This is a genomic window from Roseibium aquae (genome assembly GCF_008711285.1).
GTDB classification, from domain to species: domain Bacteria; phylum Pseudomonadota; class Alphaproteobacteria; order Rhizobiales; family Stappiaceae; genus Roseibium; species Roseibium aquae.
Window position 1 is genome coordinate 173,698 of sequence record NZ_VXDC01000006.1, and the last position, 17,508, is coordinate 191,205.

Genomic DNA, 17,508 nt, shown 5'->3' on the forward strand with positions numbered 1-17,508 from the left:
ACCTCGAAATTCCCGCCCAACCGTCAATCCAAGGGTTCCATGGCTCCCCCTCTCCTGCACCTTCGCGACATTCATCTGACATTTGGCGGCACGCCGCTTCTCACAGGCGCGGAAATTGCCGTCAGCGAGGGAGACCGCCTGTGCCTTGTGGGACGCAATGGATCCGGCAAGTCGACACTCTTGAAGATCGCTGCCGGCATGGTGGAAGCGGACAGCGGCGAACGGTTCTTCCAACCGGGCCGGACCCTGCGCTATCTGCCCCAGGAGCCGGACCTGAGCGCCTATGCCACGACCCTGGACTATGTGAACGAGGGATTGACGGCTGGCGACGATCCCTACCGGGGGCAATACCTGCTGGACGTTCTGGGTTTGAGCGGCACGGAAGACCCCAAAAGCCTGTCCGGCGGCGAAGCCCGGCGGGCAGCCCTTGCCCGCACATTGGCGCCCGAGCCGGACATTTTGCTTCTGGACGAGCCAACCAACCATCTGGACCTGCCGGCCATCGAATGGCTGGAAAGCGAATTGAAGAGCCTCAAATCCGCGCTTGTCCTGATCTCGCACGACCGCCGGTTTCTGGAAAACCTGTCCCGGGCCACGGTCTGGATCGACCGGGGTCAGTCGCGGCGGCTCGACAAGGGTTTTGCCCATTTCGAGGCGTGGCGGGACGAGGTGTTCGAGCAGGAAGAGATCGACCAGCAAAAACTCGCGCAGAAGATCAAGCGTGAAGAGCACTGGATGACCTACGGGGTCACCGCGCGGCGCAAACGGAACATGCGCCGGGTCCGGGAACTGGCGGATCTGCGCAAACAAAAGCGCGAGCATCGCGGCCCGCAAGGCACAGCGAAACTCTCCGCAACGGAAGCCGAGGTGTCTGGAAAACTGGTGATCGAGGCAAAGGGCATCTCGAAAGCTTTCGTCGGCCGGACAATCGTCAAGGATTTTTCCACGCGCATCCAGCGCGGCGACCGGGTGGGCCTGGTCGGCGCAAACGGGGCCGGAAAGACAACGCTTCTCAAGATGCTGACGGGTGAGCTTGGCCCTGACAGCGGGTCGGTGCGTCTTGGCACCAATCTGGAGATGGTGACGCTCGACCAAAAGCGGGAGATGCTCGACCCCAATGACACGCTGGCCTCGGTGCTGACCGGTGGACGCGGCGACACGGTGGTGATCGGCGAGGAAACCAAACATGTCATGTCCTACATGAAGGACTTTCTGTTTTCGCCCGAACAGGCACGGACCCCGGTGGGGGTTCTGTCCGGCGGCGAGCGGGCCCGGGTGATGCTGGCGCGGGCGCTGGCCAACAAGTCCAATCTCATGGTGCTCGACGAACCGACCAACGATCTGGATCTGGAAACCCTCGACCTTCTTCAGGAGCTTTTGGCGGACTACCAGGGCACGGCCTTGATCGTCTCCCACGACCGGGACTTTCTCGACCGTGTCGCCAGCTCGGTGATCGTGTCGGAAGGCAACGGCATCTGGCAGGAATATGCCGGCGGCTATTCCGACATGGTCGCCCAGCGCGGCGAAGGAGTGACAGCGCGGGCGAATGAAAAAGCTGCCCCCGCCAAGAAGCCGAAAGCCTCCGGCCCTGCGGTCACCGTTGCGCCCGGCCCGCGAAAATCAAAGCTGAGCTTCACCCAGCAGCACCTGTTGAAAACCCTGCCAGACACCATCGCCGGGCTCGAACAAAAGCTGGCCAAGTTGCAGAGCGACATGGCCGATCCGGATCTTTATTCCAAAAATCCGGACCGCTTTGCCAAACTCACCGCAAAAATCACCGAGCTGACAGAAGAAAAGGACAAGGCCGAAGAGCAATGGCTCGAACTGGAGATGCTGAACGAGGAGACTTGACCCGCTAACGGCCCTATTCTTTGCCTGTGAAGCAGTTCGCCCCCAAATGGGGACTGCTGGGCAACGGCCAAGGCGTTAGGTCCGTAACTGTCTTCAGCGCGCCGGCACCGGCGCCCGAACCAACACAAAAAATGTGCACGGAAGACCCCATGCGAAGGCCCTCCCGTCGATCGGGAGGGCCTTTTGCACGCCGGATGGCGGCAAGCTTGCTTGCTCTTGGCCACGCTCCCCATCCAACGCGCGGCAACCGCCCAACGGATGCCACCGCGCGAACGATCCGGATCCGTCAGCCGGCCCTGCTGCCATTCAGTCCGCTAGTGTCTCCAAGGCTGCAGCGACCCGGCTTTCGGCGTCCCGCTCCAGCGGCAGCAGAGGGCGCGGCAGGCTGCAGGTTGTCAGCCCCATTTGACCCGCAGCCGCATAGACCACCCGCAAGGAGCCGAATTCCTTGAACAACGCCCAAAATGGCGCGAGTTTCATGTCGATCCGCCTGGCGCCGACCTCATCGCCCCGTCGCGCGGCCTGGGCCAAACTGGCGGCAAGCTCCGGCAGAAGACCTCCGATGACGCTGTACCACGTGTCGGCGCCGCAAAGCAGCGCTTCGCCGCATCCCCAGTCACCGCTATAGCCGACGGCAAACTCGGCTGGCAGCGCAGCGCGCAAGACTTCCAAATCTTCTCCAAGGCTTCGCGCGGCGGGCAAAGGCATCTTGACGGCCGAGACCGTATCGAGGGCAGCAAGTCTGACAAGCAGGTCGAGATCGAAGGTAAAATGCGTGGTACCGGGATTGTTGTAGATGCACAGGGGCAGGTCGGTGACTGATGCGACAGCCTTGTAATGCTGGTAGGCTTCTTCCTGTGTCAACGGCGTATAAGAGACCGGTGCCATCAAAAGCGCATCCGCGCCTGCAGCCTTCGCGTCGCGTGCATGCGCGCAGGCCTCATCGGTGCGCAGCGCGCCGACGCCGACAATCAAGGGCACATCGCGGTTGAGCACCTCTACTGCGACATCAACCGCCCGGCGCCGCTCCGACCTGCTCAGATAAGCAAAAGTCCCCGTGCTTCCAAGCAACCCGACTGAGCCTACGCCCGGGATCTTCAAACGCTCCAAGAGACCCGCCAATTCCCTGATATCGACCTCACCCGCTTCATTCGCCGGCGTAATTGGAAAAGCGGACAGTCCTGAAAACATCATGGTGACCCCCTCGTGCTCAAGCTTCTGGCGTGATCGAAAATATCCGCGCCTTGTCGGTTTCATCGAGCAAGCGCCAACTCCCCTCCTCCAGAGCGTCCAGTTCCAGACCGCCGATGCGGATGCGGGAGAGCGTCACGACATGATTGCCGGTGGCGGCGAACATGCGGCGGACCTGATGATACCGGCCTTCATGCAGCGTCAACCGGACATGCGTTTCGCTGAGAACCTCAAGCGCCGCCGGCTTGAGCGGTTTCGTCTCGCTCTCCAGCATCATCCCGCCGGAGGCAAACAGTTTGCCTTCATCTCCGCGCAAGGGCCGATCCAGCGTGACCTCGTAAACCTTTGGCACGTCCGATTTGGGCGAAATGACCCGATGCAGGAAGGTGCCATCGTCGGTGAACAGCAGCATCCCGGAGGTTTCCTTGTCCAGCCGCCCGACCGTGGACACGGGCGGTTTGCGCAGACGGAACCGGCCTGGCAGGAGATCGTAGACCAGCCGGCCCTGGTCCTTGGTGGAACAGGTGTAGCCAAGCGGCTTGTTCATCAGGAGCACCATGCCCGGTGCCGGGTCCAGCGGTGCGTCATCGAACAGGATGTCCTCGTGCGCCGTCTTGCTGTCGGGTTTGAGCTTTGTGCCGCCACAGTCCGTCACCCAGCCGTTGCGGATGGCGGCCTGGATCTCCTTGCGGCTGCCGTAGCCGAGGTTGGCGATGAGCTTCACCAGACGCATTATCGCTTGCCCTTGCCCTTGACCGCGCGGATTACCTTGTAGCCGCCCTCATCCGCCACCATGTCGGCACTCGCGAAAAGGTCTTTCAGCGTGTGCTCATAGGGCAGATGCCGGTTGGCAACCAGGAACAACACCCCGCCCGGTCTCAGCCCGTCGGCGGCCGCGCGGATGAATCCTTGCCCGATATCGGTCCGCCCGGTGCTGCCGGTCTGGTGAAACGGCGGATTGGTGACGATGAAGTCATAGGGGCCGTCGATCCCCCGGGTCACATCCGACCAGATCCCGGTCAGCGTCATCCGGTCCCGATAGGCGGCAAGGTTCTTTTCGGCCAGATCGAGCCCGCGCTTTTCGGCCTCGTACAGATCAAGGCTGGCAACCTTCGCCGCCTTGTCCAAAAGCCCCTTCGCCAGCACGCCAAACCCCGCGCCCAGATCGGCGCCCCGCCCGCTCAACGTATCGGGCAGATGGCGGATCAGGAGCGCTGTCGCCGGATCCACCCGGTCCCAGGCGAACAGGCCCGGACGGCTGTGGAACGCGCCGTCCATGACCGCGCGCGCAGCATCGAGAGCCTGCCAGTCGCCGATGAGGGAGGCGTTCATACTGGATGCCTCGACCGTCTGCCAGACCGCCCGGCACTTGTTCTTCACCAGCTTGCCGCACCCGCCCATGAGCGCGGTAAAGTCACTTTCCAGCGTTTTGGCCCCTTCCGCATTCGGCGCGCAAGCGGCAACCACACCGCCGGACCGAACACGGGCCGCGGCCCTCGCCAATTGTGCGCGCGCCTCTTGCCTCTGACGGGACGGCAGGACAAAGACCGCATCGAAGTCTCCTCCATCGGCCTCCGGCACAACCGTCCGCCCGGCTGCCTGAAGTGCGTCCCGGTCCGGCGCGAAGCTCTGTTCGCACGTCAGCTGGAAACCGTCGAAGACGGAAAGCCCCAGCCCGGCCCGCGCGCGCATGAACAAAACACGCGCGCCTTCTGCCAGATCGATCTGGCCGGTCTCGAGCGGCAGGACAAGGGTTTCAAGCGCGGGATCGCCAATCATGTGAGCTCTTTCAATATGAACGCGCGGTCTCTTGCCGCGCGAACCGGCTGCTTATCCGGTCACGGCTGGAAAATCAAAAGGCCGCGTCGGATTTGAACGGTTCGCCATCCACCAGCAGGCGAATGGGAACGGACCGGCCATCGCCGCTCAAGGCAATGACAAGCTGCACGCGCTCGGCCGGAAGGCGCTCGATCCGGCGGCCCGCGCCCTCGGGCAGAAAGAAGGCATCGATGCCGTAGTCGATGACGATCCGGTCCGGACCGGCGCGCTCCACGGTCCCGGCCAGCGCCAGCGGTCCGGCTGCGTCGCGGCGGGTGGCGATCCGCACCGGCTGGGCCAGACCGGCTTCGTCTTTCTCCAGTCCAACGAAAACACGGTCGCCCCTGTCAATCGCCTGTCCTTCGACAGCCAAATTGGCGGGCAGACGGCCGGCCGCCAGGTTCAAGATGACATAATCGCCGCGCAGCAGATCCCGCGGGTCCACCGGCACCAACTCCAGCGTGACCTCCTGACCGCCCAGTTGCACCTGAAGCCGCTCGAACAGAGGCAGAGCGATCAGGCCAAGCTGCAGGACGGCAATCAAAATCCAGCGCGGATAAGCCCACTTGATGCTCTGTCTTGAAGCCCGCGGGGCGGCGGCAGTGCTCATGCCGTGCCCTCCCCTGGTTCCTGCGCCGTAGCCCTGCTCCGGGTGAGCCAGCGTCCGGCGATCACCGCAAGGCCGAGGAGGAGAAGCCCGGCCAACAGGAAGAACACCGCCTGTCCGAGCAAGGAACCGACCGTTTCATGCAGCAGCCAGAGCAGCGCCACAGCCAAGCCCGCATAGCCGCAGAACGTCCAGAAGCCGTTCTTGTAGAGCGTACCCATGAGGCTGACGGCGATGAGCGCGGTCAAGCTGCCGGCCGCCGCGAGCACCAGATTTGGCACCAGCAAAGGGAGCCAAATTGCGATCCCGGCAACAAGCACGGCGGCAAACAGTCCCCGGGCCTTCGGCGTTGCGAAGGACAAGAGGAAGCCCGCAAGGTTCAGAAGCACGGCGCCCACGACGGGCACGAAAACCGGCGCGATCGTGAGAGCCGTCCAGACCCCGGCGAGCCCCGGCCCTTCGTGGACGAAGAGGCCCACGACCGCCAGCCCGGCGAGGATCGCCACTCCGAAATCCTGCGCAGACAAAGCCAGCAGCCACCGCCCCTGGCTGCGGTCGGGATAATCGCTGCACCATTTCACATAAAGATCAGCCACGGCCCCGGCCTGGATCAGGGTGGCCGCCACTCCAACCGTCCCCAGAAGGACCATCGCAAACCCCGTCCCATCGGAAACCCCCAAACGCTCTCCCGTATCGGCGAGCCAGCGGCCATAGGTAACAAGAAACAGCGCGATACCGGCCCAGCGCGACAGGCGCATAGGGTGCACCGCAGGGTGCAGGGCAACCGCAACAAGCAGTCCGAGGCCGATGAGATCGCCGGTCAGGGTGGTCTCGCCGATCTCCGCGCGCCCGGTCTGCCACAAGATGGCGGCAACGGCCGCCACCAGAAGCGAGGCGCGCGAGCCCGCCAGCCAGGCGGCCGCCAGCGCCCCGAGGCAGACCAGCAGCGACCCGCCGGCCCAATCGGCCGGCAGATGAAAGATCTGTCCGACCAGCGCCATTCCAGCGACAAAGGTAAGGGTGGCGAATGCGGTCGCCAGATCGGCAATGCCCCTCCGCCCCCGCGCGGCCCAGCGCGCGGCAAGCATATGGCTGCCAAGCACGAGGACGGCTATGCCGACCAGTTTCTCGGCCTTGCCGATGCCCTCCCAATTGGCCGCGATAAAGGCGGCCACCGCGAGGGCGACGCACACCACTCCGATCCCGCCCAATACCATGGGAAGACGGGAGCGGCCGTCGCCGCTTTCGAGATCCGAGAGGATGCGGGCAGCGCCCTGAGGCGTGACCCACCCTTCAGCTTGCCACAGTTCAAGGTCGCGGCGCAGGCGTTTATGATAGGAACTATCGAACATTCGCAGCATGATCCATTGCAGGTGCTGCGGAGCTTATCGCAATTCTGGCGCCGGCCACAGGGGGGGCTTGGAGAGCCTTTCGGACCACTTTGCCGGAGATCAGCCTCCCCTTGCGTTGCCCAGGAACCGGATGCCACCACGGTTTCCATCGCTCCAAACGGCTTCTCCAAGTTGCTCTTTACCTTGGAAATGCACCTTCATGGTTCGGCCCACATGCGCCTGTTCAAGGCCCGACACTCCCATCCCCGTCCGCGAAATGTCGTGAACGTCCACGGACTTGCTGCCGTCGGTGGTTTCGACACGCGCCTCACCATAGGCCATCCGGCGCGAAAACTGCCGCTGTTCGTGGTCGACCAAGCCGTGACGCAAGGTCTGATGCAGTTGGACAAGCCCCTGGATGACCTCCTTGCTGGCGGCTTCCAGTTCCTGAAGCGCGGCGAACGCTGTCTTCGGATCGCTGGCCTCGTGCGCGGCCAATGCAGCTTTTGCCGAGGCGTGCACGCGCTCATGCGGTCCAACCAGGGCCTTGAACACCGGAAGATCCCGCACCTGTGGGCTTTTGATCGCGTCGTACCATTTGCCAAGCCGGCAGGTGTGATGGTCCGGGACTTCATGGGAGGCCCAGTTTCCAAGGCCGGTCACCGTGTCCACGACACGTTTCTTGAACAGCACATGGTCGATCCGCGCTATTTCGACAAGCGACAGATCGGAATCGGCCTCGAAGTACATTTTCGCACTCTCTGCGAACTGCTGATTGCATTTTTGCAAAACACCTTGAACGTCGTGCAGACACTCGTCGTTCGTCTGATTCAAATCCGCCACACGCGCGACATTGCGGGCGATTTCGTGACTTGCCTCTTTCTGCTGCCCGAGAATCTCCGTGATGTCGCGCACGCGCGCAGACACGCTGGAGACCTGCTGCTCCATAGACTGCATGATCTCGTTGGCCGAGGAGATCGCAAGCTCTCCGTTTTGAACCGCGCCCTGGGAATTGGCGATCGAGCCCTGTATCATTTCCATGCCGCTGCGCAGCGCTTCGATCCGCTGGGAGATATCCTCCGTGGCCTTGCTTGTCTGCGAGGCTAGCGCCTTCACCTCTGACGCCACGACCGCGAATCCTTTCCCCGCCTCACCGGCACGTGCGGCCTCGATCGTCGCGTTCAACGCCAGCAGATTGGTCTGGTTGGCGATGGTTTCGATCACGGTCAGAAATTCACTGATCTGCATCGCCGCCTCGTTCAGATCCGACAGGCTGGACGAGGTTTTCTGGGAGGTTTCCGCAATGTCCGACATGGCTTGCGAAACGGCCTGCATTTTGGTCAAGCCGTCCTGCGCCGAGGCGGTGGTGGCATCCGCTTCCTGCGCGGCGCCCTCGCTGTTCGTGGAGATCTGCTCGATGGACGCCACGAGCTGATCGGCGGCGGCGGAGATTGACTGGCCATTTTCGCTGGCCGACTGCGTGTTCCGCGACAGCTGTGCGACCGACATGACGATCTCATTGAGATCGCAAACCATATTCGCCGTGATCTTGAGACTTTCGAGATTTTTCACCTCGCGCTGTTCGTTGTCCTTGCTCAACCGGTCAGCTTCCTCAAACGCCTTCTGCGCGAGGATCATGTCGAGGAAGAACCGGGAAATCAGCGCCTGTACCGTTTCCGTTGCCTTGGAGCGGGAAAACCGGTGGTGCGCCATCACCACCGGCACGGCCTCGTTCAGCAGGCGTCCAAAGGCCGCCATCAACCATTCTGCGTCCAATCCAATCCGCACATGGGCCTGACCGATCCTGGCGGCCTGGCCTTCGAACTCAAGGTCCGGCGCATTGTTGAACATATATTCCCAATGGCTGAACTGGCGCTTCTTCAACCCGTCCGGCTTTTTGGCGTGATCGCCCATCTTGGCGCGCAACGCGTCGGTGGCGATCATCTTGTCGTAAAACCGCTCCATGATTTCCGGAAGCCGCGGCTCGATGGTGTGCCAGGCCTCCTTGACGGACTTTTCCGAGCCGCCTTTCGGCAGCATGAAATCAAGCAATTCACCGAGCTGCATGGTGTCTGTATTTGCAATATTGCTTGTTTTTGTGCCGTTCGACGCAGGTTGTGCGGCCATCGATCGATCTCCGGAAGTTGAGGAGGCTGTCATCTACGGAAATTTGTCCGAAATTTGTTAAAAAAATAGTCATCCGGTATTTCTGGTAAAATACCTATCCAGAGCCCGCCGCGGTCCTCGCACCGCACAATTTATGCCCCACGCAGCCGGGCCGGCACCGCCCGAATGACAAAGGCCGGACCACACGGATCCGGCCTTTACGCGGAGACATTCCGCCCCCTTTAATGCCCTGCCGGTTTACTCGGCGGGTTCATTCGCGCTTTTGCCACGGCGCGGCGCGGGGGAACGTTTGCGCGGCGGCTCGGCTTTCGCGGGCGCAACCGACCCGGTCGCCTCAGCCATGACCGGCACCGGTGGAGGGGTTGTCGCGGATTTGGGTGTGCGGGATGTCGGCTCAGATGTTTGGAGCGGATCTTCCGTGATATCGGAGGCGACCGGCGGCAGTCCAAGCACCTCATGAAAGGTTTGCAGCATTTCCAGCGTATGCGGTGCCATTTCGTCGATCGCGCCTGGAATATACTGGACGACCTTGGCCGCCAGTTCCCGGTCCTTTTTGGTTTTCAGCAGCTTCGGCAGGCTGGAAACCGCCTCGTCTCTGGCGAACTCCACGATCAGGTTTTGCTCGTTCAGGATCATCGACCGCTCGTCGACCGTCAGCGACTTGAAAGGCTCGTCATTGGTCAGCACATGGGCGGACCGCTCGAGCCGGTCACGCCTGACGTTCCCCCGGCTGTCGGCAAGCAGGATCAGCATGCGGATGACCGCTTCGCAGAAACCGCCTTCATCGATCCGCATCAGGGCCGACTGCACAGCCGGCAAGGCGCGCAGGTCCTCTTTGCGTTTCAATGTCCGGCCAGGCTGATGGGTCCGGCCGAACCAGCGCATGTAAGGCGTTCCCCACATCGCGAAAAACATGTTTTCATACATCGTGTCGCGCACATCGCGGTACAGATCCAAGCTCTGTTCAACGATGGCCGCGGTGATGTGCTCGGCCTGCACGAACGGGTTGTCCGAGCCGGCCGGCTTGCGCTCCCCGCGGACCCGTTGCGCCCACTCGGCAAGAGGCGCGACCATCGGGTTTTGGCTTGAGAACGCGGCCCGCTGAACGCGGAGAGGATGGATCTGCCGGCGCAGTTCGGCGGACTTTTCCGTCACACCGGCCTGCACCCAAGGACGCACACACACATCGTAGAACTCCGCCTGCTGTTCGGAGTTGCGCGCCACCGCCGCAAAGGGCACCTCGTCGTCCCGTCCGTCATCGAGGGTTTGAAGATCCTCGATCTTGCGCTCATGGAAGCTGACCGTGAACGTGCGGTCCAGAAGGGGGCCTTCGTAGTCGTCGATTTTCATCTCGTAGAGACCCGGCGCCAGCGCCTCGATCGTCTTCAGCGTCGAGGTGACTTCGGAATGCTCCTTGTTGGCAATTTTCGACGACACGAAAATGCCGAGGTGGCCGACCTGCTCATGGATCATGTAGATGATGCGCTGGCCACGGATCGCGATCTCGCGCTCGTCGGCATATGTATCTGCGATCCAGTTCAGCGCCTGTTGCGGCGGCGTGATGTTATCGCCCCAGCTGGCAAACACAATGATCGGCGAGCGGATCTGCTTGAGGTCGATGCTGCGGCCCGGCTCGAGGCGGGCCTCGTTCTTGGCCAGGCGGTTGCCAACAAACAGCTGTTCCACGATCCATTTCATTTCCGCTTCATTGAGCAGGAAATAGCCGCCCCACCACCGTTCAAACTCAAGAAAGCGCTGTTGCTCGGTATCAACCTTTGAGTACAGGTCGTAGTATTTTCCAAAATAGTTGCGAGCAGGATTGAGCAGCTCGAAATTCTGAACAATATCCGCGCCGTCGAAAACGCCGTGACCCAGGTCGGAATACAGCATGGCATTATAGGTTCCGCCCAGAATGCCGCCATTGTAGCGCATCGGGTTTTCGCCAACCTTGCCGGACCAGGTCTGAACCGGGGACCCGTTCAACACGATCGGCCCCGTCAGGTCCGGGTTCATCGCCGCAAGCAGCAAGGTCGCCCAGCCGCCCTGGCAGTTGCCGGTGACGACCGGCTTGGGCGCGTCGGGATGCAGATCCATCACCGTGCGGACGAAGCTGGCTTCGGCATGGGTGACATCGGCCAGCGTTTGACCCTTTTCCGGCATTCGCTTGAAGCCGACGAAATAGACCGGATGACCGTCCTTGAGGGCAACCCCGACCTGGCTGTCCGGCTTGAACCCCCCAATGCCCGCGCCGTGTCCGGCCCTCGGGTCGATGATAATGTAGGGACGCTTCCACTCCTTCACGGGAAAGTCCGCTGGCGGCACGATTTTCAACAGCATGTAGTTGCACGGGCGCGGCAAATCCGCCCCATCGACCACGACCTCATAGTCGTAGATCAAGACCGGAGGACAGCCTGCGGCCTCATGCTCCAGAAAAATGTCGCCGCGCCGGCGCAAGGTATCCAGCGTGAGCACCATGCGCTGGCTGGCGTCGGTCCAATAGGACTGCCAATAGTCCATCAGCGATCCGTCGGCATGATGGTCTTTCACCGTTTCCGCGAGATGGCCAAGGGCGTCGACATTCTTTTGCGCCCGCGCCTTGTGGGTCGTGGAAATCGTGTTGAAGTGGCTCGTAAGCGCCCGCAACATCAATTCACTCATGTTGGAGAACTCGGTGAATTGCGCCTGCATCGCCACGACCCGGTCGCTCGGTGACCAGGCGGTTGCATCGGTCATGGACTTCAGGAACTCGTTCTGGCCTGCTTCCAGTGCGTCGAACACGTCTTTCATGGGTCTCGTCCTATCCGATTATGCTGTAGCCGCCGTCGATGGGGTGCACACCACCGGTGACGTTGAAGGCTTCCTTGCTGGCGAGAAACGCCGCGTATGCGCCCACGTCGTCAATGGTTGCCAGGTGATGTGTCGGCGCGCGTTCGGCGGCATCGTTCAAAAGCGCGTCAAATTCCGCGATGCCCGAAGCGGCCCGCGTCTGGAGCGGTCCGGGGGAGAGGGCATGAACCGAAATACCCTTGGGACCGAGTTCGGCGGCCGCATAGCGGACCGTGGCCTCAAGGGCAGCCTTGACCGGTCCCATCACGCCGTAATGATCGACCACTTTCTGCGCGCCCATGAAGGAAACGGTCATGCATGTACCGCCATGGGACATGAGGGGCTCGCATTTCTGTATCAATCGCAAGAAAGAGTGAACCGAGATGTCCATCGCCAATGAAAACCCCTCGGCTGAACAGTCCACCACGCGGCCGTGCAGATCTTCCTTTTTGGAGAAGGCGATGGAATGGAGCAGCGTGTGCAGTTCGCCCCATTCGGAGTTGATCCGGGCCATCAGATCATCGATCTGGTCTTGGAAACGCACATCGAGCGGGGCGATGATCTTCGCACCGAGCTTTTCGGCGAGCGGGCGCACATGCGGCTCCGCCTTTTCATTCAGGTAGGTAACAGCCAATTCCGCGCCTTGCGCCGCGAAGGCCTTGGCACAGCCGTAAGCGATGGACTGGTCATTGGCGATGCCCACGACGAGGGCTTTCTGGCCGGTCAGGTCAAACATCAGTCTGGCGAGCTCCGTATGCGAGGCGGGTGTATCTTCGTTCGCATTTTATCGCAGTGCAACATGCCAAGTATGACGCTTTGGTTACTTTTGTCGATTCTAAGCGTTCTTACGCAGGCACGCCCTCGGCATTCCACGTAGCCCCCCAAAACCGGCACGTTAAAAAACAAGAAAACTCAAGTCGGGGCGAATGGTATTGGGCAAAAATACTAATCGTAAAACCACCTTATACTTCCGACTCTGATCTTTGAAACCGCTTGTAAACAATTCAATCTTACGTTTCATGGACAACAGAAAGCGCAATTGCCATGTCAGTGAAACGCCGAAGCCGAAGCAAAGGACTCAATTTCAAGATCCACGGTGTTGCGGCATGCATCGTTTTCACAGTCATGCAAACGGATCTGGCCCGGGCCGAGCGTCCGCCGGAATTCGGGCTGGACCAGTTCGCGAAATTGAACGACGCCCAGCCCTTTCCGGTTCTCCTGATAGACCCCGCCAGCGGCGACATCACCTATGCCAATCCGGCGGCATCCGAGTTTTACGGCTACACCCGGGAGCAACTGGACAGCCTGGCGATTCAGGAGATCAACCAGCTTACGCCTGAAGAAGTTGCGAACGAGCGCAAACGAGCGGCCGAACAAAACCGTAAATATTTCATCTTTCAACATAAGCTGTCGGACGGCAGCCTAAGAACGGTAGAAGTCAGATCGATCCCGATCACTGTCGAGGGTCAACAACTTCTGTTTTCCACGATCAACGACATCTCGGCGCAACGGGAAGCGAATGCCGGTCTTTGGCACTACCAAGAGCGACTCGAGCGGGCGGTAGAGCAAAAACGTCAGGAGCTCGAAACGCATTACACCCACCAGCGGACGTACTTAGGTGTCGTCGCGGGCCTTTTGTTTTTGCTTCTTGTCGCGGTCGGGATTTACGCCCGTCTCTTGCATCTCTCGCGCAGCACTGTCCGCGAGGCCAACCGCCATCTTCGGCTGGCCGACCAGGTGTTCGAGAATGCCAGCGAGGGTATTCTGGTAACAGATGCGAACGCCAGGATCATCCGGGCCAATCCCGCTGTCAGCAAGATTTCCGGATACGACATGGAGGAGATCATCGGTTCGAATCCGAGGATATTCTCTTCAGGGCGCCAACCCCCCGCGTTTTACAAGGAGATGTGGGAGAGCCTGAGTGGAACGGGAAGCTGGTCGGGCGAATTGTGGAACCGGACAAAGACCGGAAAGGACTATGTCCAGCGGGCCGCCTTGGCGGCGATCCGTGACGATGACGGCAAAACCACGAACTATGTGGCCGTATTCTCCGACATCACGGCCCTGCTGAACCATCAAAAAGAGCTTGAGCACACCGCGCATTACGACGCACTGACCCAGTTGCCAAACCGCATGCTCTTGCTCCTGCGCATGAACGATGCGATCGAACTGGTCAGATTGGAGGATGCTTGGGGAGCGGTGCTTTTCCTCGACCTCGACGGCTTCAAGACCGTGAACGATCATTACGGCCATACCCTGGGCGATGAACTGCTGATCGCCGCATCCCGCCGGATCCTCAGGCATTTCCGGACGGAAGACACATTGGCGCGGCTTGGCGGCGACGAGTTCGTGGCGGTGGTGGTGGGGCTCGAATCCCCGATGCAGGCTGAGGAACTGGCACGGCGAATACTGGCGGAAGTGGCCAAACCCTTCGAACTGGAAGGCACGAGGCTCACGATTTCCACCAGTATCGGTGTGGTCACCTTCAACGCCCGGACCGAGACCTCGCCTGACCAATTGCTCCGGCAAAGCGACGCGGCCATGTACCAGTCGAAGCTGCAAGGCAAGAACCGCTACACGGTCTTCAATCCGAAGACCGAGCTTGCCATCACGACATTCAATAACAAAATCAATGCATTGTCAGAGGCCATAGACAACGAGGAACTGATCTTTCATTTCCAGCCGAAGGTCGATGTCGTACGCGGCCAAATTCATAGCGCGGAAGCGCTCGTGCGGTGGAACCACCCAACGGACGGCCTTCGGCTGCCCGGCAGCTTCCTGGAGGCGACGGAACACCCGGACCTGTCGCGCAAGCTGGACGGCTGGACCTTGGCAACCGCTTTCCAGACCCTCGAACGTTGGCAGACTGCCGGTCACAGCGTCCCGCTGTCGGTCAATATCGACCCGCGAAATCTGGCCTCCGGATGGCTGCACAATGAGCTGAAAGTTCTCATTGGCCGGTTTGAAACTGTCGACCCGAGCTTGCTGGACGTCGAAGTTCTGGAAAGCACCGACGCAACCCGTGACCGGAAGGTCGGCGATGCGATCCTGGATTGCAACCGCCTAGGCGTGACCTTCTCGATCGACGATTTCGGAACAGGCTATTCGACCCTGACGCATTTGCGGAACTTGCCGGCAACCCACGTTAAGATCGACCAGAGTTTTGTTCAGAACGCAATCAACAACCTTGAGGACCTGGCGATCGTCGAGGCCGTGCTCGGGCTTGCAACAACCTTGAACCGGGAAGTGATTGCCGAAGGCGTCGAAACCAAGGACCACCAGAACCTGCTGATCAGCATGGGTTGCTCTCTGCTTCAGGGCTATTCACTGGCCCGCCCGCTGCCCGAAACGCACTTCTTGTCCTGGCAAGCCCAATTCGTGCCGGATCCGGACTGGGCGCGTCTCATGTCGCTGTCCAAGCGCCACGCAAAACTGCTCTATTTCCAAGTCGAACTGCGGAATTGGGCCATGGCGATCCGCAGCGGCCAGCAACCGGACACCCCCCTGCCCTGCTTCTCGGGAACAGAAAACCTTCACAAAATCTATTGGCCCTGGCTGAACAAGCAGGGAATGAGTCTGTTTTCAGACAGCCCGCACTACGCGGTTTTGCTGCAACACGCGGGCGAGCTTCGCGTTGCCACGGCCCCATGCCTGACCGAATGTCCGCAAGACAGTAGCCGATGCCGAACCGAAGTGCTCCAGCTCGAAGAACTGGCGGACATCTGTGTGTCCACCATTGACGACATCATTCTCCGCCGGCCTGAAATCGTTGATCTGGCACCACCGCAAAGCGTGTTCTTGCGCTAGGTTCCATGTCCTAATGCAGCGAAAACATCCAGTTCAGGACGCTGCGCCAATCCGTCATCCGGATCGGCGTCCCGTGGGAGCCGGTGTCGAACAAGGTAAAGCGGATCGGATAGCCCGGTGCGATGGATCGGATCTGGTCAAAGAACCCCGCCTTCTGCCGCCAGTCATAGACGGCATCGTCGCTTCCATAGGACATGTGGATCGGGATGCGGCGCTGCAGGACCGACGGGTTGAGAACCGCGGGGTCAGCGGGAGACCCGAGCAGGATCAGGCCATCGATCTGGGCGGCATACCGGGGGGTCTTCAGAAGGTTCCAGCAGATGATCCCGCCCATGGATCCGCACGCCACAACGACCTTGGCATTGGGGGACACCATCTTCTGGTGCTGCACGAGCGCCGCGACATCCGCCGTTCCCCGCGCCCCGAAATCAGAAAACTCCGCCGACAGATAGGCCCCGCCATTGCGGACCATCAGATTCTGGATGCGATTGAAGTTCCCGCCAAAGGTGACGTCGTTCACACCTTGAAACCGGTTGCCGCCTTGACCGTGGACGTAGATAACCGACGCTGACGCGCCCCCGCGGACCTTTCCTACGCCCATGAAATTGACGGTCCGGCCGTTGGCCTGCAAATCGTAGCCCTGCCGCGAACGCCGGGGCTGGTAGGAGACGTAATTGCCAAAAACCTCGCGTTCTGGAACCTTGTCGCGGCCATGCAGATCCCGCTGCTTCGAATATTCGACGACGAGAAAATCGCCGTTCCGGGAGGTTTCAAGGATGCGCTTGTAGGAGAACAGGCGGTCCTTGAAGGGCGCGAGCGTCTGCCCCGCAACGGGTCCCGACGCGCCAAGCAACAGACCGGCCATCAGAAGGATGGTTTTCGCAGACCGGAGTTTCAGCACTGACATGAGCGGCCCCCTGCTTGGATGCGGATCGCCGGGCATGAACGGCGACACTCTCTCCCCTACCCGTCATCGCGAAAACCTTCAAGGCGGTATGGACCTTAAGCCCCGGCGGCTCGATCTCTGCTTCGAAGCCTCATCAACGACCATGCGCATATATATCACTTGTCGATAATACGAATATTATTTCGTGTTTTACCGGCGGTCTTTTTGTCATTTTTCTATCGGTATTTTTTGTTTTTTCAATCTTTGGGCAATTTAATAGATTATTAACCATGATTTACTGAAACTGCGAAGCAAGGTTGCCAGAACAGCGGCCGGGTCGGTTCAGGAGAACATGTATGCCCATCATTTCTTTTGCAAATGCCAAAGGTGGCGCTGGAAAAACGACCGCCGCACTCCTGCTTGCGACGGAAATCGCGTCCCTGGGGAAAACCGTCACGATTTTCGATGCCGATCCCCAGAAATGGATCTCGAAGTGGTCTGAACTTACCGGAAAACCCGACAATATCACGGTCGTGAGTTCGGTCTTTCCCGCGACAATTTCGGGACAGATCCACGATGCGGAAGCAACGTCCGACTACATCATCGTCGATCTGGAAGGCAAGGAGAACCTGATGGTGGCAAATGCCATCTCCGTCTCCGATCTCGTCGTGATCCCCATCCAGGGCTCCTCCATGGACGCGCGCGGCGGCGCGAAAATCCTGAGACTGATCTCGAAACTCGAAACCATTGTACGCAAGGATATCCCGCACTGCGTGGTTCTGACGCGCACCAACGCCGCCGTCACCACACGGGCGATGAAGGCTGTGCAGGATTCACTGAAGACCAATGGCGTCGATGTCCTGTTCACGCCGATCGTCGAAAGGGCGGCCTATCGCGATCTGTTCGAATTTGGGGGCGGACTTGCGGATCAAGATCCCGCGCTCGTCAGCAATATCGAAAAGGCGCGGGAAAACGCCCTGCGTTATACGGCTGAAATTCTGGAAAGGACGGTTGATCTTCCCAAGAAACACTCCTGGTTCCAGACCTTCAGAAAAGCGTCATAG

Annotated in this window: 12 protein-coding genes; 3 read left to right on the forward strand and 9 right to left on the reverse strand. The window is 60.4% G+C overall.

What is annotated here, in order from left to right:
• Nucleotides 1–39: 39 nt before the first annotated feature.
• On the forward strand, nucleotides 40–1,851 hold the full coding sequence (locus F0184_RS11315; RefSeq protein ID WP_150496291.1) for an ABC-F family ATP-binding cassette domain-containing protein: 1,812 nt from the start codon (nucleotides 40–42) through the stop codon (nucleotides 1,849–1,851).
• 306 nt (nucleotides 1,852–2,157) lie between these two features.
• Here F0184_RS11315 and F0184_RS11320 read toward each other — a convergent pair whose 3' ends face one another.
• From F0184_RS11320 to fabI, 8 genes are all read right to left on the reverse strand, one after another.
• Nucleotides 2,158–3,045, reverse strand: a complete 888-nt coding sequence (locus tag F0184_RS11320; RefSeq protein ID WP_150496292.1) for a dihydrodipicolinate synthase family protein — start codon at nucleotides 3,043–3,045, stop codon at nucleotides 2,158–2,160.
• 16 nt (nucleotides 3,046–3,061) lie between these two features.
• Complete coding sequence (locus tag F0184_RS11325; RefSeq protein WP_150496293.1) at nucleotides 3,062–3,775, reverse strand: pseudouridine synthase; 714 nt, start codon at nucleotides 3,773–3,775, stop codon at nucleotides 3,062–3,064.
• Entirely contained in the window at nucleotides 3,775–4,821 is a 1,047-nt protein-coding gene (locus F0184_RS11330; RefSeq protein WP_172972076.1) for a class I SAM-dependent methyltransferase, read from the reverse strand. Before F0184_RS11330 ends, F0184_RS11325 begins: the two co-directional genes overlap by 1 nt.
• A gap of 73 nt (nucleotides 4,822–4,894) precedes the next feature.
• Complete coding sequence (locus F0184_RS11335) at nucleotides 4,895–5,470, reverse strand: GDYXXLXY domain-containing protein (RefSeq protein WP_150496294.1); 576 nt, start codon at nucleotides 5,468–5,470, stop codon at nucleotides 4,895–4,897.
• Nucleotides 5,467–6,819 (reverse strand): DUF2157 domain-containing protein, encoded by a 1,353-nt coding sequence (locus F0184_RS11340; protein ID WP_150496295.1) that lies wholly within the window; start codon nucleotides 6,817–6,819, stop codon nucleotides 5,467–5,469. The genes F0184_RS11335 and F0184_RS11340 overlap by 4 nt, the downstream gene beginning before the upstream one ends.
• Nucleotides 6,820–6,918: 99 nt before the next feature.
• Nucleotides 6,919–8,925 (reverse strand): methyl-accepting chemotaxis protein, encoded by a 2,007-nt coding sequence (locus F0184_RS11345; RefSeq protein WP_172972077.1) that lies wholly within the window; start codon nucleotides 8,923–8,925, stop codon nucleotides 6,919–6,921.
• 237 nt (nucleotides 8,926–9,162) lie between these two features.
• Nucleotides 9,163–11,712, reverse strand: coding sequence for a DUF3141 domain-containing protein (locus F0184_RS11350; protein ID WP_150496297.1), 2,550 nt, complete (start codon nucleotides 11,710–11,712; stop codon nucleotides 9,163–9,165).
• Between the two features lie 10 nt (nucleotides 11,713–11,722).
• Nucleotides 11,723–12,487 carry an enoyl-ACP reductase FabI gene (gene fabI / locus F0184_RS11355; protein ID WP_150496298.1) on the reverse strand — a complete coding sequence of 255 codons (765 nt, stop codon included), beginning with the start codon at nucleotides 12,485–12,487 and terminating at the stop codon, nucleotides 11,723–11,725.
• 308 nt (nucleotides 12,488–12,795) lie between these two features.
• Here fabI and F0184_RS11360 point away from each other — a divergent pair, with 308 nt between their 5' ends.
• Nucleotides 12,796–15,558 carry a sensor domain-containing protein gene (locus tag F0184_RS11360; protein ID WP_150496299.1) on the forward strand — a complete coding sequence of 921 codons (2,763 nt, stop codon included), beginning with the start codon at nucleotides 12,796–12,798 and terminating at the stop codon, nucleotides 15,556–15,558.
• Nucleotides 15,559–15,568: 10 nt separating this feature from the next.
• On the opposite strand, the gene F0184_RS11365 is transcribed toward F0184_RS11360, so the two are convergent.
• Nucleotides 15,569–16,465, reverse strand: a complete 897-nt coding sequence (locus F0184_RS11365; RefSeq protein WP_150496300.1) for an alpha/beta hydrolase — start codon at nucleotides 16,463–16,465, stop codon at nucleotides 15,569–15,571.
• Between the two features lie 335 nt (nucleotides 16,466–16,800).
• Between F0184_RS11365 and F0184_RS11370 the strand changes: the two genes are divergently transcribed.
• Nucleotides 16,801–17,508: a ParA family protein gene (locus F0184_RS11370; RefSeq protein ID WP_150496301.1), complete on the forward strand. Its 708-nt coding sequence runs from the start codon at nucleotides 16,801–16,803 to the stop codon at nucleotides 17,506–17,508.

Bases quoted from the DNA above. Each gene is read 5' to 3' on its own strand.
- F0184_RS11315 (WP_150496291.1), top strand. From the start codon at position 40: ATGGCTCCCCCTCTCCTGCACCTTCGCGACATTCATCTGACATTTGGC.
- F0184_RS11320 (WP_150496292.1), bottom strand. From the start codon at position 3,045: ATGATGTTTTCAGGACTGTCCGCTTTTCCAATTACGCCGGCGAATGAA.
- F0184_RS11325 (WP_150496293.1), bottom strand. From the start codon at position 3,775: ATGCGTCTGGTGAAGCTCATCGCCAACCTCGGCTACGGCAGCCGCAAG.
- F0184_RS11330 (WP_172972076.1), bottom strand. From the start codon at position 4,821: ATGATTGGCGATCCCGCGCTTGAAACCCTTGTCCTGCCGCTCGAGACC.
- F0184_RS11335 (WP_150496294.1), bottom strand. From the start codon at position 5,470: ATGAGCACTGCCGCCGCCCCGCGGGCTTCAAGACAGAGCATCAAGTGG.
- F0184_RS11340 (WP_150496295.1), bottom strand. From the start codon at position 6,819: ATGTTCGATAGTTCCTATCATAAACGCCTGCGCCGCGACCTTGAACTG.
- F0184_RS11345 (WP_172972077.1), bottom strand. From the start codon at position 8,925: ATGGCCGCACAACCTGCGTCGAACGGCACAAAAACAAGCAATATTGCA.
- F0184_RS11350 (WP_150496297.1), bottom strand. From the start codon at position 11,712: ATGAAAGACGTGTTCGACGCACTGGAAGCAGGCCAGAACGAGTTCCTG.
- fabI (WP_150496298.1), bottom strand. From the start codon at position 12,487: ATGTTTGACCTGACCGGCCAGAAAGCCCTCGTCGTGGGCATCGCCAAT.
- F0184_RS11360 (WP_150496299.1), top strand. From the start codon at position 12,796: ATGTCAGTGAAACGCCGAAGCCGAAGCAAAGGACTCAATTTCAAGATC.
- F0184_RS11365 (WP_150496300.1), bottom strand. From the start codon at position 16,465: ATGTCAGTGCTGAAACTCCGGTCTGCGAAAACCATCCTTCTGATGGCC.
- F0184_RS11370 (WP_150496301.1), top strand. From the start codon at position 16,801: ATGCCCATCATTTCTTTTGCAAATGCCAAAGGTGGCGCTGGAAAAACG.